General features: G+C 69.9%; 18 protein-coding genes. 6 read left to right on the plus strand and 12 right to left on the minus strand.

What is annotated here, in order from left to right:
• The first annotated feature begins 8 nt into the window (after positions 1-8).
• Positions 9-1,517 carry a SagB/ThcOx family dehydrogenase gene (locus CACI_RS28915; RefSeq protein ID WP_015794424.1) on the plus strand — a complete coding sequence of 503 codons (1,509 nt, stop codon included), beginning with the start codon at positions 9-11 and terminating at the stop codon, positions 1,515-1,517.
• A gap of 387 nt (positions 1,518-1,904) precedes the next feature.
• Here CACI_RS28915 and CACI_RS28920 read toward each other — a convergent pair whose 3' ends face one another.
• From CACI_RS28920 to CACI_RS28955, 9 genes are all read right to left on the minus strand, one after another.
• Positions 1,905-2,897, minus strand: a complete 993-nt coding sequence (locus CACI_RS28920; protein WP_015794425.1) for an acetylxylan esterase — start codon at positions 2,895-2,897, stop codon at positions 1,905-1,907.
• Between the two features lie 43 nt (positions 2,898-2,940).
• A complete protein-coding gene (locus CACI_RS28925) occupies positions 2,941-3,375 on the minus strand; it encodes an RpiB/LacA/LacB family sugar-phosphate isomerase (protein WP_015794426.1) in 435 nt (144 codons plus the stop codon).
• 26 nt (positions 3,376-3,401) lie between these two features.
• A complete protein-coding gene (locus tag CACI_RS28930) occupies positions 3,402-4,211 on the minus strand; it encodes a (2Fe-2S)-binding protein (RefSeq protein WP_015794427.1) in 810 nt (269 codons plus the stop codon).
• A complete protein-coding gene (locus CACI_RS28935) occupies positions 4,208-5,077 on the minus strand; it encodes a CbtA family protein (protein ID WP_015794428.1) in 870 nt (289 codons plus the stop codon). The genes CACI_RS28930 and CACI_RS28935 overlap by 4 nt, the downstream gene beginning before the upstream one ends.
• A gap of 24 nt (positions 5,078-5,101) precedes the next feature.
• Positions 5,102-5,317 (minus strand): CbtB domain-containing protein, encoded by a 216-nt coding sequence (locus CACI_RS28940; protein ID WP_041542622.1) that lies wholly within the window; start codon positions 5,315-5,317, stop codon positions 5,102-5,104.
• A 237-nt stretch (positions 5,318-5,554) separates the two neighbouring features.
• Positions 5,555-6,196, minus strand: coding sequence for a hemerythrin domain-containing protein (locus CACI_RS28945; RefSeq protein ID WP_015794430.1), 642 nt, complete (start codon positions 6,194-6,196; stop codon positions 5,555-5,557).
• A gap of 157 nt (positions 6,197-6,353) precedes the next feature.
• Positions 6,354-6,428, minus strand: a complete 75-nt coding sequence (locus CACI_RS54400; RefSeq protein WP_370343036.1) for a 50S ribosomal protein bL37 — start codon at positions 6,426-6,428, stop codon at positions 6,354-6,356.
• A gap of 46 nt (positions 6,429-6,474) precedes the next feature.
• Entirely contained in the window at positions 6,475-6,867 is a 393-nt protein-coding gene (locus CACI_RS28950; protein WP_015794431.1) for a hypothetical protein, read from the minus strand.
• Positions 6,864-9,236 carry an ATP-binding cassette domain-containing protein gene (locus CACI_RS28955; RefSeq protein WP_015794432.1) on the minus strand — a complete coding sequence of 791 codons (2,373 nt, stop codon included), beginning with the start codon at positions 9,234-9,236 and terminating at the stop codon, positions 6,864-6,866. The genes CACI_RS28950 and CACI_RS28955 overlap by 4 nt, the downstream gene beginning before the upstream one ends.
• A gap of 123 nt (positions 9,237-9,359) precedes the next feature.
• Between CACI_RS28955 and CACI_RS28960 the strand changes: the two genes are divergently transcribed.
• Positions 9,360-10,088 carry a MerR family transcriptional regulator gene (locus tag CACI_RS28960; protein ID WP_223297670.1) on the plus strand — a complete coding sequence of 243 codons (729 nt, stop codon included), beginning with the start codon at positions 9,360-9,362 and terminating at the stop codon, positions 10,086-10,088.
• Here CACI_RS28960 and CACI_RS28965 read toward each other — a convergent pair.
• On the minus strand, positions 10,019-10,612 hold the full coding sequence (locus CACI_RS28965; protein ID WP_015794434.1) for a hypothetical protein: 594 nt from the start codon (positions 10,610-10,612) through the stop codon (positions 10,019-10,021). The two genes, CACI_RS28960 and CACI_RS28965, sit on opposite strands and share 70 nt — an antisense overlap.
• Positions 10,613-10,621: 9 nt before the next feature.
• A complete protein-coding gene (locus CACI_RS28970) occupies positions 10,622-11,200 on the minus strand; it encodes a TetR/AcrR family transcriptional regulator (protein ID WP_015794435.1) in 579 nt (192 codons plus the stop codon).
• 71 nt (positions 11,201-11,271) lie between these two features.
• On the opposite strand from CACI_RS28970, the gene CACI_RS28975 reads away from it, so the two are divergent.
• The 4 genes from CACI_RS28975 to CACI_RS28990 all read left to right on the plus strand — a co-directional run bounded on the left by CACI_RS28975 (position 11,272) and on the right by CACI_RS28990 (position 16,335).
• Positions 11,272-11,856: an SAM-dependent methyltransferase gene (locus CACI_RS28975; protein ID WP_015794436.1), complete on the plus strand. Its 585-nt coding sequence runs from the start codon at positions 11,272-11,274 to the stop codon at positions 11,854-11,856.
• Positions 11,857-11,858: 2 nt separating this feature from the next.
• Positions 11,859-12,182 (plus strand): DUF2218 domain-containing protein, encoded by a 324-nt coding sequence (locus tag CACI_RS28980; protein ID WP_015794437.1) that lies wholly within the window; start codon positions 11,859-11,861, stop codon positions 12,180-12,182.
• A 43-nt stretch (positions 12,183-12,225) separates the two neighbouring features.
• On the plus strand, positions 12,226-14,400 hold the full coding sequence (locus CACI_RS28985; protein WP_015794438.1) for a penicillin acylase family protein: 2,175 nt from the start codon (positions 12,226-12,228) through the stop codon (positions 14,398-14,400).
• 660 nt (positions 14,401-15,060) lie between these two features.
• Entirely contained in the window at positions 15,061-16,335 is a 1,275-nt protein-coding gene (locus CACI_RS28990) for a condensation domain-containing protein (RefSeq protein WP_143765429.1), read from the plus strand.
• A gap of 70 nt (positions 16,336-16,405) precedes the next feature.
• On the opposite strand, the gene CACI_RS28995 is transcribed toward CACI_RS28990, so the two are convergent.
• Positions 16,406-18,634: an alpha-amylase family glycosyl hydrolase gene (locus CACI_RS28995; RefSeq protein ID WP_015794440.1), complete on the minus strand. Its 2,229-nt coding sequence runs from the start codon at positions 18,632-18,634 to the stop codon at positions 16,406-16,408.
• Positions 18,635-18,657: the final 23 nt, after the last annotated feature.

Here is an 18,657-nt window from a genome sequence, read left to right on the forward strand (position 1 = left end):
CATCGAGGATGGAACGCGACGAGAGCGCATCACCTGTCAGGACCCTGCACCGGCTGACCTCGTACATTCCCGAGCGGCCCTGGGACGTGCCGCTGGACGATCCGCGGATACGGCAGGATGTGGTGTCCTGCGATCCGCAGCGGCGCACGCCCGCGGTGAAGACCTACGCGGCGGATCTGCCACGGACGGCGCTGCCCCGAGAGCTGCCGGTCGGTCGCGCGACTGCGCTGGCGGTACTCGCCGGGGTGGCGCCGACAGGATCGGCGGCGGGCGCGAATAAGACCTCGACGATCGACCTGGCCGGGCTCAGCCGTGTGCTCTTCCTGTCGGCGGGCGTCGTCCGAACCGTCGAGCGCGACTACGGAATCCAGCTCTACCGCGCCGCGGGCTCGGCCGGCAATCGCTTCCCGCTGGAGATCTACGTGGCGATCCCGGCGCTCGTCGGCTCGAATCTGCCTGCGGGGGTGCATTGGTACGACGCCGTGGAGCACGCTCTCGTCCGCGTCGGTCCGCCGCCCGCGGAGCCCGATGGCGCGCCGACGCTCGTCGTGACCGGCATTCCGTGGCGCACCGGCTGGCGCTACTCCGAGCGCGGATTCCGGCACATCTACTGGGACGCCGGCACGATGCTCTCGCAGGTCCTCGCGCTCGCCGACTCTGCCGATCTCGCCCCGCGGCTGTTCAGCGAGTTCCCCGACGCGGGTGTGTCAGAGCTCGTAGGCGCCGATGGTGTCCACGAGTGGCCGCTGGCCGTGGTGAGCCTCGGCGACGGTGCGCCCTCGATCACCGCGACGGGTGCGACTGTCGCAGGGCTCACCGATGCCGCAGCCGTGGAGTTCCCATTGATCACCGCTGCTCAGCATGCCGGCGACACCGATCGTCTCGGCGAGCCGTGGGACTTCGGCGCGGCGACGCCTGCCGCACTGGCGACACCCGAAGCGGCCCAGTCCCCGACGCTCGATGAGGTCATCAGCAAGCGCGGCTCCCAACGCCGCATGGATCCCAGCCGTGGTCTGCCGCTGGAGACGCTGCGTACGTGCATGACCGTTGCGATGCGCGGGATCGCTGTCCCCCACTGGGTCGCCGTCCACGACGTGACCGGCTTGCCTTCAGGCTTGTACCGCTGGCCGGACCTGGACCAGCCGATCCGGTCTCAGAGCCCTGAAGAGATGCGCGCGGAGCTGTACCGCGTCTGCCTGGATCAGGCACTCGGCCGGGACGCGGCGTTCGTCGTCATCGCCGCGACCGACATCACCAAACTGTCCGAGCGCGAATACCGCGACGCCCAACTCGCCGCCGGTCTCGTCGAGGGCCGCCTGCATCTCGCCGCCTACGCACTCGGCGCCGGCGCCACCGGCATGACGTTCCTGGACTCCGAGATCCCCGCACTGCTCGGCGACCCCGAAGCGCCGGACGGCCTGATCTTCACCTGCGTCGGAGTGCCCGGCAACACCTCCAAGCCCGGCGGGGCCCCGGGCGCGCCGAGGCCGATGCGCCCGGTCCAGCCGCGCGACTGAGGGTGGCTTTTGCGGCGCCCCTGACTGATGTGTGGATGGTGTGGGCGGCTGGTGCGGTTGGTTTGTTGGTTTTCAGAAGCTTTTTACGTCTTCGAGCATGGTCTGATGGCCTCGCAGGGGGCGCAGTTCGATGGAGCGTGTCCGGGTCGCGTTGGCGGCCGGCGGTGGTGGAGCGACACGACCACGCGCCGGTCCGAGTCACTGCCCACGCGTTGGCCTGGCGGGCGTCTGCCGCGTTTGGTGGGTACCTGAAGTCAAAGTCAGAAGCAGGGCCTCCGGCGGCGACTGCGCGTCGTGTCATAAACAACGAAGACCGCCAGCCGCCAGCGCAACCCAGCCACCCTCCACCGAACTGCGCCCCCTGCGAGGCCATCATGAGCGCCGCTTCTACTCGGCGAAGAACTGCTTGGTGGCGCGTCCGAGTTCCAGCATCTCCTGCTCGTACTCGGGATAGTCCGTGAAGTGCCCGGCGGTCGCCACCTGTGTCTCGACCGGCCCGGCCAGGGCGTTCACGACGGCGAACTGGCCGGGCGGCGGTACTGCGGGGTCGAACAGCGCGGGCACCGCCTGGACCGGGATCTGTACGTGGCGTGCGGCGGTCGCGGCGTCGAAGTAGGCGAGCACGTCGAGGATCCGCGGGTCGTGCTGGTAGCGCTCCCGCACCGACGCGCCGCTGCCGACGCATTCCAGCGTCACGCGCAGCCGGTGGTTGCCGAAGGTCGGGACCATCAGCTGCGCCGCCGTGAACCGCGCATCCCACGGGAGTGCGAGCGCCCCGGTCCCGCCACCGAAGCTGACGCCGGTGTAATCGAGGCGGCGTGCGGTCGCGGGAAACAGCTCGGTCAGCGCCGTCGCCGCACACCAGAGGTCGGCGACACAGCCGCCGATGATGTAGTCCGCCCGCGACTCAATGCCCTGCAATACGTGTCCGGGCGCCTCGGACGGGACGCCGGAAAGCAGGCTCTTCGTCGGCAATCCCCGTGCCACGAAATAGATTCCGGCCGCGTCGGTAGCGGGCAGCTCCGGAGCCGGTTCGTCGCGGCCGCCGTAGCCGTGGCCGACGACGAACCCGCGCTCGACGACGCCATCGGGCGGGACGACGATCCATCCGCCGATCCGGATGCCGCCGAGCGAGGTGAAGGAGACCTCGAAGACGTCGAGACCGGCGGCGGTGCTCCCGGCCTTGGCGCCGAGCCGGGGATCGACCGGAGTCGCGAGCGCGCGGCGGTACATGTCCTGCCAGAACTCGGCGAAGTCAGCCGGCACGGTGTCCGGCGCCGCGACCTTCAGCAGACCGTCGAGGTCCAGGCCGTAGGCCGGGTCGAACGGAAAGGGGTGCTGCGGGACACCCGCGCTCTGGGACAGCCGGTCGATCTTCATGCCTCATGCTATGGCGCGGGCTCCGCAGCCTGACGACGTGGCGTCAGATCTCGGCGACGTGCGCCACGTTCGCCGCGTCCACCGGATCGGGGCTCGGCGCGCCGGCGAACCAGGCGTCCAGCATCTCCATCAGCAGCGGCTGGGAGGTGAGGCGCAGGCTCAGGGCGAGGGCGTTGGCGTCGGCCCACTTGCGCGCTCCGTCGGCCATCACGGCGTCGGTGCACAGCGCCGCCCGGACGCCGTCCACCTTGTTCGCGGCGATCGACGCCCCGGCACCGGTCCAGCACGCCACGACCGCCTGGTCCGCGCGGCCTTCGGCGACGGCTCGCGCGGCGGCCTCCGCGGACCAGGCCCAATCGGCGCGCTCGCCAGGTACCAGGGCTCCGAACAGGAGCACCGTGTGACCTCGGCGCTCCAGTTCCGGACCGATCTGCGCAGCCACTCCGGCCACCTCGTCCGCCGACACCGCGATGCGCATGGTCCCGCTCCTCGTCCTGCTTCGGTCTAGATCTCCATTGGACCATGCTCCGGCGCCAGGACGCAGTCGCCACACAGCGCGCCGTCGCGGTTGCCGGTAGGAGTCGGGGTCGGGGCGGCGCGGTAGATGAGGCAGCAGCTGCGGCGGCGGAAGGCGCCGTCGGGCTGGAAGCCTCCCGATCCAGCCAGCTCGGGTCCCGCCAGAAGCTCATCTATCAGAGCTTGGATATCAGCACGCAGATCAGGTCGGGCAGCAGCGAGAGTCTTGCCCGCGCCGGCCAGGGCTGAGGCGACGTTGCCACGCACGATGTGCTCGTTGACGCCGAAGCGCGCGATCGCCGTACCGAACTCGCCGACCACGCCTGCCGCCAGCACGCCGTCCGCGAACGTCGCGCCGTCAGCGGCGAGCGCCGATGCCCGGACCGACAGCGGGAACATGCTGCCGAGCGTCGGCTGCCATCTCAGATCCGCGGCGTGGACGGAGCCGTAGCGTTGGTGAAGCACCGCCAGCGCGAGCAACGGCGAGAGCACACGCGCGACGAGTCCCAAATGCACGACCGACGCCGCGACCCGCAGCTCCACCGCCGACGTCTTTTGCGCCGTGCCGCTGGCGAGAAAGGCGCGGACTGCTGCTACCCGCTCCGCCAGAGCGTCGAGGAGGTCGGGGACGTCGGGAACGTCGGGAGAGCAGGGGAAGTCAGTCAGGGAGCTCATCTGCTGCCACGGCGAGGCGAGGCTTCCCGCCTCGTGGAACTCCACCGCGAAAAACGGCCCCAGCGCGGCGAGCTCGTCGCTCACCGGCGCCAGGGCCGTCACGCCGTCGCCGGCAGCCGTCACACCGCCGCCGGGGCGACGCCGGCGCCCCCGGCGGCCTCGGCAGGCTGCATCGCCGGCCGCAGCACGCGCTCGGCGAGCGGTCCGAAGACCAGAGCGAGCGCGCCCCACAAGATGACCTGGTTGCAGATTGAGTAGAAGCGGAAGGAGAACAGGGCGTCGGCCGGGAAGCCGGGGTAAACGATGTTCCCCTTGGCATCCGCGAGCGGCAGGGGTGTCTCCGTGGCGTGGTGACCGGACAGGTGCACGTTCGCCGACAGCTCGCCGAGGGAGGGCAGGATCACCATCACGATGCCGATCGCGACGGCGAAGCCGAGCGCGCCCAGCAGCGAGGCGTTCCAGTTCCCGAAGCGCGGAGCCAGACGGCGGCCGAGCCAGATCGCGGCGAGCATGAACGCCACCGAGCAGATCACCATGGTCAGGTACAGCCCGGTGCGCGGTTTGATCGTCTCGGGGTGGCCGATCGCCGGCGGGTTGGCCGGGTACTTCAGGTACGGCACCAGGTAGATCCCGGCCAGTCCGGCGCCGGCGACCAGCAGGGCCAGCACCTTCGGCTGGATCTTGCCGACCCGGCCCAGGCACAGCAGGTACACCACCGCGTAGATGGCTCCCATCGCCGCGCCGAAGCCGATCAGACCGACGCCGATGCCGAGGTTGCTCTGCACGGTGCGGCTGAACAGGTCCGGCCCGGCGGCTTCCACCGGCAGGCCGGCGGCCCGGTTCAGGGCCGCCTGCGCCGCGTCGCGACCGCTCTCGTAGGCGATCGCTTTGGTGATGGCCGGCTCGGCGAAGATCCGCGAGAAGCAGAACGCGACCAGGCCGGCCAGCGCGCCGGCCACGAGGCCGCGCGTGATGAGGCGTCTTTCCATCAGTGCTCTGATCCTCCGCCGGTGTCAGTGGCAGGGGAACCCGAGCAGGTGGCGGGCGTCGTGCACGAACTCGTGGACGTGCAGGTCGCTGCCGAACACCGACACCGCGCCCTGATCGACGCCGATGAAGTAGTACGCCAGCAGGCCGAACAGCAGCGCGCCGCCCATCCACAGCCGCGCCTTGGCGGCCGAGACCACCAGCGGGGTGGGAATGGAGGTGGAGGCAGGGGTGACAGGCATGGTGCTCACAGTGAGCCCTCCTTCGGGATCCAGCGTCCCTGATCGATGGAGCGGGTCGACTGGGGAGGGTCTGACTTACCCCCGGCCTCGGCTGCCTGCCGAGGTTGGGGTTTCACAGTGGCGCGACCGTGCCGGATTCCCACCGGCTTCCTGTCCCAGTGCCTTGCTTGGGCAGCGTAGGGCCGTGCGGGGCAGGCGTCAAAGAGATGTCGATCACCGCGCGCGAACGAGGTGTCCTCACACCCACGGATGGCGCTTGTGATACCGCGAGCTCCAGAACATGCGATTCAGTACCTTGACAGGGGCGGGCATAGCGGTGAAGAACGCCGCACGCTGCGCGTCGTCGGCGCCGTCGATGACCCACGGGACGTAGGCGGCGGCGCCGGACAGCTTCTGCTTGCGGGCGATCGCGCGGCTGAAGGCGGCCCAGTCCTTGGGAGTCAGGACTTCCTGAATCAGCGGGAGCGCGGCTTGCTCTTCGTGCTTCATGTGGTCGTTGAGCGCCGCCTCCAGGAACGCCACTGCTCCGGCCAGGTCTTCGGAGTCTCTGCGCTCCTCCATGGCGACATCCACGGCTTCCAGCAGCGGGTCCAGACGCGCGTGCTCGGCGGCCATGGCGGCGAGGATCTCGGCGGTGTCGGGGCGCGCGGCGCCGGCGGCTTCGACGCGCGGCCACAGCGCCTCGTCCTCGGCGGTGTGGTGGACGTGTAGCTGGCGCTTGAAGTTCTCCCAGCCGTCATGGACGCCGACACTGTCGGTGCGGCCCTCGGCGGCGGCACGGCGCAGCCGGGACAGGTCGCGGCGGAAGGCGTCGTGGGTGATGTACATCAAGGTGAAGTCGATGCGGCCGGCGGTGCTCGTGGCCGGGTCGGTGCTCATAGCGGGTCTCCGTCGGGTTCGGATCGCTCGTTGATACGGAACTCATAATACATGAGCTGCTGAAGGTATGAGATGCGTATCAAACAGCCCGCCGGAGCCCCAGCAACGACAAGGTCCCGCCCAGAGCCGAGGCTCGGAGCGGGACCTGGGACGCCGATCAGGCGTTGGGGCGCTTGCCGTGGTTCGCGCCCTTCTTCTTGCGACCCCGCCGCTTGTTACCGCGCTTAGCCATATCAGTCCTCCTTAGCCGCCCGGAAAGCCCGGGCAAGAACGCAAGTCTATGATCCCGCCGAGCTGCCGATCGCCTCCTTGCGCGCCCGGTCGCGGACGCGGCGCGCGATGAGGTGCGTCGCCGAGAGGTTCCGGCCCGCACTCACGGTCAGGACCGGCGGCACCGTCTCCAGCCCGTGATAGAGGACCGCGACCAGTTGCAGGAAGCTCATCAGCCCCGCGAGATCCACGCCGAGCGGTTCGGCCTTGGTCGGGGTGTCGACGACCAGCGGACGGCCTAGTGCGGCGACCACGCCCCACAACACAGCCAACTCCTCGGCGGCGACGGTCGCAACCGGGCGCGGATCGTAGGGACGGTCGGCGCGGAAGGGCAGGGACTGGAGGGTGTCGGCGACGCGGCCGGCGGATTCGGCCACGGTGGTGAGGAATTCGGGGGTCACCGGGCGGCCTTCACGGCGCTCGCGCTGTCGATAGCGGTTTCCGCCACACCGGCTTCTTCCACGCCAGCCGCTTCGACGCCGCCAGCCTCCACGCCGGCCGCCTCCACCGCGCGCCGCAGGTACTCCCCCGTGTGCGATCCCCGGGCGTGCAGCAAGCCGGCGGGCGGGCCCTCGTACAGCACCCGGCCGCCGTCGCTGCCTGCCTCGGGTCCGAGGTCGATCAGCCAGTCGGCGTGCGCCACCAGGTCGAGGTTGTGCTCGATCACGACGATCGTGGCGCCGTGCTCGTCGATCAGCCGGTCCAGGGCCGCCAGCAGGCGTCGCACGTCGCTCATGTGCAGGCCGGTGGTCGGTTCGTCGAGGACGTAGACACCGCCGGGCTCGGAGAGGTGCCCGGCCAGTTTCAGGCGCTGGCTCTCGCCGCCGGACAGCGTGGTGAGCGGCTGCCCGAGGCGCAGGTAGTCCAGTCCGACGGTGGCCAGCGTGCCGAGGACCGGGGAGACCCGGCGGTCGGCGGCGAAGAACTCGGCGGCCTCGGCGACCGTGGTCTCCAGCACGTCGCCGATCGACCGGCCGCGCAGCCGGTAGCGCAGCACTTCTTCGGTGAAGCGCCGGCCGTGGCACGCCGCGCACGTCGTGGTGACCGTGTCCAGGTAGGCGAGGTCCTGCTCGATCACGCCGAGCCCGGCGCACTCCGGACACGCCCCGGCCGAGTTCGCGCTGAACAGCGCCGGATCGACGCCGTTGGCGCGGGCGAAGGCCTTGCGGATCGGGTCCTGCACGCCGGTGTAGGTGGCGACGGTCGAGCGCCGGTTGGCTCCCGGCGGCGCCTGGTCGACGGCGATCACCATCGGGTGCTGGACCCGCAGGACGTTGTGGGCCAGCGAGGATTTGCCGGAGCCGGCCACGCCGGTGAGCACGGTCAGCACGCCGGTGGGGACGTCGATGTCGAAGCCGGTCAGGTTGTGCGCCCTGGCGTCGACGACCGGGAGCTTGCCGGTGGCGGCGCGGACCGAGGCCTTGAGCCGGACCGGTTCGTCGAGGAACCGCCCGGTCAGCGTCGCCGATCCGCGCAGCCCGGCGACGTCGCCGGTGTAGCCGATCTCACCGCCCGCGGTCCCGGCGCCGGGTCCGAGGTCGATGACGTGGTCCGCCGCCACGATGACATCCCGGTCGTGTTCGACGACAAGGACGCTGTTCCCCTTGTCCCGCAACGCCCGCAGCAGATCGGTCATGCGCGAGACGTCGCGCGGGTGCATCCCGATGCTCGGTTCGTCGAACACGTACAACAGGTCGTTGAGGCTGGAAGCCAACTGCCGCACCAGTTTCACGCGCTGTGCCTCCCCACCGGACAGGCTCGCGGTGCGCCGGTCCAGGCTCAGGTAGCCCAGCCCGATGCCGACCAGGTCCTCCAGCCGCGCCCACAGCGCGTTCAGCAGCGGGGCGATCGCCGGATCGGCCATCGTCTCCAGCACCTTCACCAGATCCGAGGCGGGCATGGCCGATAGGTCCGCGATCGTGGAGCCGTTGATGCGGCTGGACAGCGCCAGCGGCGAGAGCCGGGTGCCCCCGCAGTCGGGGCAGCAGGCGGTGGTCGTGTACGCGGCGACCAGTTTGCGCGTCCGACCGCTGCGCATCTCAGGGTCCTGGTCCAGGTAGAGCCGACGGAACTTGGTGACCGCGCCCTCGTAGGAGGCGTTGTAACCCTGGCCCTGGAACTCCATCGCCACCATGCCGTCGTCGGCGTAGAGCAGGTCGTGCAGTTCGGTCTCGGTGTACTCGGCGACCGGGCGCCGCGGGTCGAGGCGTCCGGATCCGGCGAGGATCTGCCAGTTCCGGCTGCCGACGGCGAAGACCTCGCAGCGCAGCGCCCCATCCTGCAGCGAGCGCGAGCGGTCGAGGAAGACGTCCAGGTCCACGACCGTCGCCTCGCCGATCCCTTCGCACCCCGGGCACATCCCGGCCGGCATGTTGAAGGAGAAGGCGTCCACGTGCGGCACCGACGGCTGCCCGGCGCGGCTGAACAGCAGGCGCAGCAGCGGCGCGATGTCGGTGATGGTGCCGACCGTGGAGCGCGCGCCGCCGCGCAGCCGCCGCTGGTCCACGGTGATGACCGCCGGCAGGTGTTCCACGGCGTCCACGGCCGGCCGGGACAGCGCCGGCAGGAAGCCGCGGACGAAGGCGGGCAGTGTCTCATTGAGCTGGCGTCTGGCCTCGACCGCGATCGTGTCGAACACCAGCGACGACTTCCCCGAGCCGGACACCCCGGTCACGGCGGTCAGGGCGCGTTTCGGGACCGCCACGTCGACGGCCCGCAGGTTGTGTTCCCGGGCTCCTCGGACCTCGATCCATTCCGTCACGTTTTGCATGATTAAAGTTTATCTTTGAACTCCTAGTTGATACTTTTGCGCGGCTGCCAGCGAGAGTGAGGGCGAAAGTTTAAACTCCGGGGTTGAAGGCCTTGCTTGAAGGGAGCGTTCGCTGTGCGTCCGGTGGATCTGGCTCGTACCGCAGGCGTGTCGACGCAGCAAGTCCGGAACTTGGAAGCCGCTGGCGCGCTTCCCGAGGCGGAGCGGAGCGAGTCGGGGTATCGGCGTTACGACGAAAGGCATTTGGCTGCGCTCCTTGCCTACACGGCTCTGGTCCCAGGGCTGGGCGCGCAGGCGGCGCGGGCGATCGTGGCGGCGGTCGGCGAGGACCGGACGAAGGAGGCACTGGAGCTTGTGGACGCGGCGCACGCGGCGTTGCACCAGGGCCGCGCGTCGTTGCTGGAGATCGAGCGCACGTTGTCTGCGGTCGTGAATCAGGAGCCTGCGACCGACGCCCCGGACGGGCTCAGGGTCGGGGCGCTGGCACGGCTTTTGGGCGTGCGGACGTCGGCGCTGCGGGTGTGGGAGGCTGCGGGTCTGCTCGCTCCGTCGCGCGAATCAGGGACCGGATACCGCCTCTACGGCGCGCGGGACGTGCGCGATGCCCGCATCATCCAGACCCTGCGCGAGAGCTCCTACATGTTCGACCGCATCCGGCCGATCATCGACGGTCTGCGCCGCACCGGCGGCTCGGAGGCGCTGCTGGAAGCGCTGGCTGAGCGCCGCCGGTCGCTCGACGAGCGTTCGGCGGCGCTGTTGGAGGGCGCCGCGCGGCTGTGGGGCTATGTCGGAATGATGAGCTCGGGGGTGATGTCGCCGATGAACACGGCGACGTGGTCGTCCTGCGAATAGGAGAACGGTTCCGGAGCCTGCGCGACGGCGAGTTGGGTGTTGTCCTTTCCGACCGACCAAGCGATGTAGCGCCTGCCCTTGGCGCCTTTGACGTCCACCGTCGGTGCGGCGCCGACAGCGGCGGTGAAGGCGTGGACCGCAGCCTCGATCAAGGCGTCGAGGGCTGTCTGCCCCACGTGGGTTCGGCTGCTCCAGCCCGGCAACGTGCCCCAGAAGTCCTCCGGGTTCAGCTCGCCTCCCACGTAGTAGGAGTAGGCGAAGGGCATCGACAGGAAGTCCTCGGCGTAGACGAGGTGGCCCTCGGGGGTGCGCGCCAGCGCGTCGTCGACTTCCAGGTCGTCATCGAGGAATCCGAGGTCCAGCAACGGCGTCTCCCACTCCTCGAGGTCTGCGATCGCGAGTCGGGCCACGGCGAGGAGCCGGTCGGCGACTGCCGGGGTCACGGGGCAGGTGGCGACGTGGGCGATCGGCTCGTCCTCATCGTCGAAGGTCTCATTCGCGGCGTCGTTCACAGCGCTGTTCACGGCGCCAGCTTAGGGGCGCAGCCCCGCGAGCGTGACGGCCACCAACCGCTCGACCGCCGGCTTCGAGAGCTGGCCGGCGCCGTTCAGCGCGTTCACGCAGAACACCGCGAGTTCGCCGGCCGGTACGTCGGTGCGCACCTCGCCGCGCTCGGCGGCCTCGGCGATCAGGGTACTGATGTAGTGCTCCAGGGCGTGGCGGGCTTGGTGCACTTGGGGTGAGGCGTGCAGGGCTGCCGCGATCGCGGCGCCGTGGTGGCCCTCGCGATCGCGGCGGCTGCCGCGCGCGTAGGCGCTGAGAACCACTTCGAGGCGGTCCGCCTCCTCGGCGCGGGCCGCCGCCGCCATCAGCTCTGCCATGTGCGCGACGATCTGCCGGTCGTGCCAGGCGGCCAGGATCGAGGCGACGTCCGGGAAGTACTTGTAGAGCGTGGCGCGCCCGATGCCGCCGGCCTGAGCGATGCCGGACATGCTGACGCCGGTCAGGCCGTGCTCGGCGACCTGCGCCGCGGCGGCTTCGATGATGGCCTCCCGGACGGAGTCGCGGTGGTCGGCGAGGGTGTCGCTCCAGATCTTGGGCACGTGCTCCATGGTAGCCACCCTGTCGGCGATCGAGACGATGTGTTGTTGACAGAGACACACTGTATCGAAAAACTGGGTCCATGACGCATCACTCACCGTGGGATGTGCGAGCCCCGCAGCCCGCGGTTCGCGAACTGGTCGAAGCCGGTGCTTTCACCGGCGAGGTGTTGGACCTGGGGTGTGGGTTCGGGGAGAACGCGCTGCTCATCGCGGCGTCGGGACTGAGCGTGACCGGTGTCGATCGGGACGCCGAGGCTTTGCGGCGTGCCGTGGGGCTGGCGCGGGATCGTGATCTGGGCGCCAGGGCGCGGTTCGTCCGCTACGACGTGCGGCAGTTGGCTGATTTCGGCGAGGCGTTCGACACCGTCTTGGACTCGCTGGTGTTCCACGCCTTCGAGGGGGAGGCGCGGCGGGACTACGTCGCCGGACTGCGTTCGGTAGTGCGTCCCGGCGGGCGGTTGCACGTCCTCTGCTACAGCGACCGGCACGTCGGGCCGCCCAACCCACCGCACAAGGTCTCGCGCGCCGATATCGACGAGGCGTTCTCCGACGCCCGCGGCTGGACCGTGGAGGAGGTACGCGAGACGCGGAGCATCTCGAATCTCGCGCCGGACGGGATCGCCGCCTGGATGGTCACCTGTGTCAGCAATCGAGAGGAATCCTGAATATGCCCACCGCCGAGGGACACGTCCCCACAGATCGCGCATCGCGCTACCTGCAACAGTTGTGTTCGCACGCCTCGCGCATGCGGCACGTCGGCATCGGCATCGGTCACGCCGCGCACCGCGGTCCGAGCGTCGAGGCCACGTCCGACTCCACCGGACGGATAACCCGCGGGAGTGCCCGCTGCGATCTGACGGCCAGTCCGACAGCCCTCGTGCTGCACGTCACCGCCGACGACGAGGAGCAGCTCAGGGCCCTGCAAGAGGCTGTGACGCGGACGCTGGAGCGGGCTGGGCGGCGTGACGGTCTGAAGGTCGTTTGGGAGTAGACCCTGCTGCCGATCGCCACGCGGCCATGCAGAATGGCAGACCATGGAGGCTTTTCGCGATCAACACGGCATCCCCCACGCCCGCGCGGCGTCGGTCGAAGGGGCGTTCCGCGCCCAGGGCCACATCGCCGCTCTGGACCGGGGGCTGCAGATGGAGTACGTCCGGCGGAAAGCCTTGGGGACGTGGTCGGAGGTCGTCGGATCGCGGGCGGTCACCGACGACACGTTCTCCCGGCGGGTCGGCCTGGCGGCGGCGGCCCGCCTTTCCTATGAGGCGCTGGCGCAGGAAACCAAGGCGGTGTTCGTCGCCTACGCCGAGGGAGTGAACGCCGCGCTGCCGGAAAGCCTCGCGGACTGCGACCTGCCGGAGCCGCCGGCGGTGTGGGAGCCGTGGCACAGCGTCGCGGTCTACCTCGGGCGGCACGTCGGCATGGGAAGCATGGCGCACAAGCTGTTTCGGACCGCGTTGCTCCCTGTGGCGCCCGCGGAGGTGGTATGGCGGGTGCGCGCCAATGCCCGGGACGAGCTGATGGTCGTGCCGACCGGGGCGGTGCACCGGGTGGACACCGAGGGACCGCCGGAGGGGCACGGGGAGAAGGTCCGCGCGTGGCTCAACGGGCTCGCGGAGGTGGAGACCGTCGCGGCGGCCGCGGACCCGGCGGCGGGGAGCAACAACTGGGTGGTCTCCGGGGCGCACACCGCCTCCGGGCTTCCGCTACTGGCCGGGGATCCGCACCGGCCGTTCGAGACGCCGGGTCCGTACTGGCAGAACCACGTGTCCTGCGAGGCCTTCGACGCGATCGGGCTGTCGTTCCCCGGCGTGCCCGGCTTCCCGCACTTCGGGCACAACGCCCATGTGGCGTGGGGCATCACGCACGGGATGGCGGACGACCAGGACCTGTTCGTGGAGAACCTGGACCGGCTGGAGGCGCGCACCGAGGTCATCTCGGTGCGGGACACCGAGCCGGTGCGGATCACCGTGCACAGCAGCCCGCGCGGCGGCGTGGTGGTACAGGACTCCGCCGCCAACACCGGGCTCGCGCTGCGCTGGACCGGACTCGCCGAGGCCGACCGCACGCTGGACTGCCTGCTGCCGATGCTGACGACGCGCTCGGTGGCAGAACTCGACGACGTGATGCGCGGCTGGGCGGTCCCGGTGGACCACCTGATGATGGCCGACGTGCACGGCGCCATCGGCTACCGGCTGCGCGGACGCGTGCCCCACCGCGACGAGGCGAATTCGTGGGCCGCGGTACCGGGCTGGGAGCCGGAGTACGCCTGGCAGGGCTGGGTACCCTTCGACGACATGCCGGCCGCCCGCGACCCGCAGGAAGGACTCCTGGTCTCGGCGAACAACAGGCCCACCGCCTCCACCACACCGTACGTCGCGCACGACTTCGCCGGCCCTGCCCGCGCCACACGGATCTTGCAGCTGCTGCGCGAGGGCATCGCAGCCGGCGTCGCCCTGGACCGCACGGCGATGGAGCGCATCCACGGCGACGTAGCATCACTGACCGCGCGCGACTTCGTGGCCTCACTAGAGCATGTGAAGTCGGCGGAGGGCAGCCGCCGCGCACAGCTCCTCGAGATCCTGCGCACCTGGGACGGCACCATGGGCCTGGGCTCCATCGCCGCAACGGTGTACACCGAGGCGCGCCGCGAGCTGCTGTCGACCGTACCGCTGCCGGAGTCGGGCAATTCGCACGCACAGCTGCTGACCCACCAGCAGCGCACCGGCACACTGTGGCTGTCGTTCCAGGCACTGCTGGCAGGAGCCCGCACCGGCGACGAGACCATCTTCGGGACGTGGTCGGACGCCGTCGGGCACGCCCTGGACCAGACAGCGGAGCGCCTGGACAAGGAGATCGGCCCAGACATCGAGGACTGGACCTGGGGACGCCTGCACCAGTGCCGCTTCACCGCGCTGCTGCCCGGCATCCCCGCCATCGCAGGCCGCCCCCTGCCCGGCGACAACGAAACAGTCCGCGCCGCAGGACTGCACGGGATAGAGACGACGGCGGCCACCTCCGGCTCGGTGGCACGGTACGTCTTCGACCTCGGCAACTGGGAGAACAGCGGCTGGGTGGTCCCCGAGCAGAGCGATGAGTGGTACGCCGCGAAGCTGGTGCCGATGCACTACGACTGGGAGGTGATCGAGCGCGTCGGGACGCCGATCGCGCTGGGCGCGGGGGCGGATTTGGAGGATGCGGCGCGGTAGGGCGGTTGGTTGGGCTGAGGCGCGGCGGCGCGGGACTTGGAGGAAGCGGCGCGGTTGGTTGGGCTGGTGCGCTGCGGCGGCGAGCTTGGAGGATGCGGCGCGGTAGGGCTGTTGCTTGGGCTGATGCGCTGCGGCGAGGGACTTGGAGAGTGCGGCGCGGTTGGTTGGGCTGGTGCGCTGCGGCGGCGGGCTTGGAGGATGCGGCGCACTGAGGCGCGGCGGCGAGGGAGTTGGAGGGTGCGGCGCGGCTGCTTGGGCTGATGCACTGCGGCGGTTGCTTGAGTTGGTGCGCTGAGGCGGTTTCCACGTCGGCGGCGGATGGGCGCGATCGTATCCGCACCGACCCGGTCGTGGACCCGGTAGTGGAACCAGTCGTGGATCCGGTGGATCACAGAACCCTCATATCCCTATCCTGGCTCTCCGGCCGGAGCGGGATCGCGGTCCGGGTTGCCGCAACGGCGCGGTAGCTAAGCGCGAGGGGGGCGGGTGCGGGGCGGCGTGGGGGTGGGTCGGGGGTTGGATGCCGGGGCGTGGTTGCCGGGGCTTGGGGCGGGGGGTGGGGCGGAGCCGTTGCCTGCCGAGCGGGTGCGGGTGGCGTTCGGCGGGGCGGGGTGCGGGCGGGCTGCTTTGACCTGGGGTCAGCGGGATATCTGGGCCACGATGGTGCGTCAGCGCAACTGGTTGCCGCAGGGTGGGCGGCGGCCGTTGGCGCCTGGGACGCGGGTGGAGGATGTCGCCGCCGAGCTGGCCTATCTGCACGGGCGCTACCAGGCGATGCGGACCCGGCTCGTGTTCGACGTCGCCGCCGAGGACGGCGAGGACAGCGCGCACGGCGCGGTTCGCCAGTGGGTGGCGGCGTCCGGCGAGACCTTTCTTGAGGTCTACCACACCCCACCAGGTCAGGACCCTGATGTTCTTGCCGCACGCGTCGAGGCCGTCTACCGACGCCGACCCTATGATTTGCGCGCCGAGTGGCCGGTGCGGATGGCTGTCGTGCGAAGCGGCGGCGTCTGCACGCACCTGGTCGTCATCATGAACCACTTGGCGCTGGATGCCGGCGGTGCGGCGGTGATGATCCGCGAGGTGGCGGCGCGCGAGGACGCCGAGCCGGCGGGCATGCAGCCGCTGGAGCAGGCGGCGTGGCAGGCGTCAGAGACCGGGCAGCGGCATGGTGACAGAACCCTGCGTTACTTCGCCAAGGCGCTGGACAGATTGGCCGACGGTCCGCCGCCGACGGTACAGCCCGGGCCGCGTCCGACGCGTCACTGGTCCGGGCGCCTGGTCTCCCCCGCGCTTGCCCGCAACGTGGCGATCGTCGGGGCGCGGCGCGCGGTGGACGACTCGGCGGTACTCGCCGCCGTGACCGCGATCGCGTTCGCCCGCCTCACCGATACCGACCGCGTGCTGATGCGCCCGAGGGTCGGCAACCGCTTCCGTCCGGCGCTGGCCGACGTGGTGTGCTTCGTGGCGCAGAGCGGGTTGCTGGTGCTGGAACTCGGCGGCACCACGTTCGACGAGGCCGTGGATCGCTCACGCGGCGCCACAATCGCAGCGATGAAGAACGCGTACTTCGACCCCCAGGCGCTGGAGGCGATGCTCGCCAGCCGCGAGACGGGCCTGGCCATGTTCTTCAACGACCGCCACGGCACCGAACCCGCCGTCCAGTACGCCACCACCGCCGCCCCGCACCCCCGCGAGCCGCAGCAGCACCGCGACGGCTCGACGTTCGCCTGGCTGCACCGCGGTCCGGAGCCCACCGAGGCCCTGTCGATAACGATCGACGACGCCGACGGCGCGCTAGCCGTCGCGCTGCACTTCGACACCCACGCCATCGCCCCGGAAACGGTCGAGGAGCTGGCATGGGGCATCGAGCGCGCCGCCGCCGAGGCCGCTGCGGACGGTGATGCGCCGACCGGTATTCAGCGGATGATCTGACAGCTACGGCGGCGGCGACCGGGTCCCTCAACCCGGTCGCCGCCTGTTCATCAGGAACCAGAGACGCGCCCTACCAGGCGACGGTCACAGTCCCCGTCCCGGAAGCCGGGACGGTGTACGTGTGATTCGATCCGCCTTCCCAGGTGACTGTGCCGTCCGTGTGCTTGATGAAGAACTTGAATTGGACGGTGGCTCCGGCTGGGACGCTGGCCAGGCTGAACCAGGTCGGGTAGTTGGGGTCGAGGAGTGGGCCGATGGCGGTGGCGGTGTCGGTGCTCCAGTTGCCGAGTTCGTCGTCGTTGCCGGACAGGTAGATCTCGTCGCCTGGTGAGGTGGATGTGCCGGTCACGGTGAAGGTCACGGGGACCTGCGTTCCGGACTCGACGTGGTAGGCGATGCCGTTGCTGGCGGTGCCTGCGGAGGAGGTGAGCACTACCTGGTCCAGGCCTGCGGTGGCGCCGGCGGGGATTGCCAGGTCCACCTCGGTGTTCGACCAGTACTTCACTGGTGCGGCTGTGCCGCCGACCGTGGCGGTGCCGGCGGTGGTGCCGAAGTTGGTGCCGGTGACGGCTACGACGTCGCCGCTGTGGCCGATGGTCGGGCCGATGTTGCCGACCTCGGGGGTGGAGGCGGTCGGGGCGGCATAGGACCATACGGCTGCCTGGCCTGCGTTCAGGGTGTAGGCGCCGGTGGGGTTGTTGCCGCCGGTGCCGGTGCTGACGGTCAGGGTGCCGCCGCCGAGGGCGCCGCTGAGGACGTCGTTGTAGCTGCCGGCGGGCAGGGAGGTGTTCAGGCCGGTCAGGGCGTAGTTCGCGGTCTTGCTCTTGTTCACCGCGACCAGGACCGTGTTGTTGTAGAACTTGCGCTCGTAGACGTAGACGTCGTTGTTGAGCCAGCGCTGAGTCGAGCTGCCGTAACGCAGGGCGGGGTTGGCCTTGCGCAGGGCGGCCAGCTTCTGGGTGACGGCGAAGTTGCGGCTGGTCTCGGCGAAGGACGTCATCTGCGCCCGGTTGTAGGGATCGCCGCCGACCTGGCCGAAGGAGTTCGTGGTGTCGTTGTGCAGGTACTGCTCATCGCCGTAGTAGACCGATGGGATGCCCGGCACGGTCATGTTCACCACGGTCGCCTGATCGAGCAGCGTGGTGTTGTTATTGATGGACAGGAAGCGGTTCTCGTCCTGACTGTCGACGAAGTCCACCAGGTCGTTGGACCAGTTGATGGAACTCTGTTGGCGGCTCAGTTCGGAGTCCAGCTCCGACATGTTCGCGTTGCTGGCGAAGACGTCACGCACCGCCGTGTTCAGGTCGAAGTTCTCCAGCGACTGCCCATCGGTGTTGGCGAACTTCACCTCGTCCGACCACAGCGGGGCGCTGCTCGGGTCGGCCCACTCCCCGTACATGAACACGCTGTGCGAGTTCTCGATGTGGTCGACGTAGCCCTTGAGCCAGCCGCCGGGCATGTGCTTGACGGCGTCCATGCGGATGCCGTCCACGCCGTGGGAGAGCCAGGTGTCGACGGCGCCCTGCACGTAGTTGGTGACCGCCGGGTTCTCCTGCGCCAGGTCGGCGAGGTTGAACAGGTTCTGATACTCGACGTCGTAGAGGTTGCTGTAGTCCCCGACGCCGCCGTTGTGGTGGAAGTAGCCGTTCGGGTCGTTGTCGTACGTCGACAGCGTGGTCCCGTTCTGCTTCAGCGCGCCGCCCGCGCCGTAGTTCGGGTTGCTGGTGTCCTCGGGGTTGGAGTCGTTGACCGCCCAGTCCATGATCACCTTGATGCCCTTGGCATGCGCCGCGGCCACCATGGCGTCGAAGTCCGCCCACTGCCCGAAGTGCGGCTCGGGGGTGTAGAAATCCATTCCCCAGTAACCGTGATAGCCCGCGGTGGTAGCACCGGTCGTGCTGTCCGGGACCGGGACGTTGACGTTCTCCACCGGCGGGGAGATCCAGATCGCGCCGACGCCGAGGTCGGACAGGTACTGCATCTTGGCGCTCACGCCGGCGAAGTCCCCGCCCCAGTACTCCTGCCAGTTGTTGTGGCTGGAGTCGTTCAGGTTCGGCGAGGAGGAGGGATTGTCGTTGCCGGTGTTGCCGTCGTAGAAGCGGTCCGTGAGCAGCTGGTAGATCACGTCGTTGGTCATGTCGCCGGTGCTGACCGGCGTGGAGCTCAGCGCGGCGGCGTTCAGTGCGGCGGCCGACCGGGCCGGGGCGGCCGAGCTGGGAGCCGCGGCGGCGGTCACCGCGGTGGCCGCGGCCAGGCTCACGGCCGTGCCGACCAGCGTAAGTCTGCGGCGTCTTTGCATGGTGCCTCTCCTGTGCGAACGAT

It is taken from the genome of Catenulispora acidiphila DSM 44928, from assembly GCF_000024025.1.
Classification (GTDB): domain Bacteria; phylum Actinomycetota; class Actinomycetes; order Streptomycetales; family Catenulisporaceae; genus Catenulispora; species Catenulispora acidiphila.

Coding starts and splice junctions, on each gene's coding strand:
- CACI_RS28955 (WP_015794432.1), bottom strand. CDS start 9,236: ATGCAAAACGTGACGGAATGGATCGAGGTCCGAGGAGCCCGGGAACAC.
- CACI_RS28975 (WP_015794436.1), top strand. CDS start 11,272: ATGACGCATCACTCACCGTGGGATGTGCGAGCCCCGCAGCCCGCGGTT.
- CACI_RS28980 (WP_015794437.1), top strand. CDS start 11,859: ATGCCCACCGCCGAGGGACACGTCCCCACAGATCGCGCATCGCGCTAC.
- CACI_RS28990 (WP_143765429.1), top strand. CDS start 15,061: ATGGTGCGTCAGCGCAACTGGTTGCCGCAGGGTGGGCGGCGGCCGTTG.
- CACI_RS28920 (WP_015794425.1), bottom strand. CDS start 2,897: ATGAAGATCGACCGGCTGTCCCAGAGCGCGGGTGTCCCGCAGCACCCC.
- CACI_RS28940 (WP_041542622.1), bottom strand. CDS start 5,317: ATGCCTGTCACCCCTGCCTCCACCTCCATTCCCACCCCGCTGGTGGTC.
- CACI_RS28945 (WP_015794430.1), bottom strand. CDS start 6,196: ATGAGCACCGACCCGGCCACGAGCACCGCCGGCCGCATCGACTTCACC.
- CACI_RS28915 (WP_015794424.1), top strand. CDS start 9: ATGGAACGCGACGAGAGCGCATCACCTGTCAGGACCCTGCACCGGCTG.
- CACI_RS28935 (WP_015794428.1), bottom strand. CDS start 5,077: ATGGAAAGACGCCTCATCACGCGCGGCCTCGTGGCCGGCGCGCTGGCC.
- CACI_RS28995 (WP_015794440.1), bottom strand. CDS start 18,634: ATGCAAAGACGCCGCAGACTTACGCTGGTCGGCACGGCCGTGAGCCTG.
- CACI_RS28985 (WP_015794438.1), top strand. CDS start 12,226: ATGGAGGCTTTTCGCGATCAACACGGCATCCCCCACGCCCGCGCGGCG.
- CACI_RS28970 (WP_015794435.1), bottom strand. CDS start 11,200: ATGGAGCACGTGCCCAAGATCTGGAGCGACACCCTCGCCGACCACCGC.
- CACI_RS28925 (WP_015794426.1), bottom strand. CDS start 3,375: ATGCGCATCGCGGTGTCGGCGGACGAGGTGGCCGGAGTGGCTGCGCAG.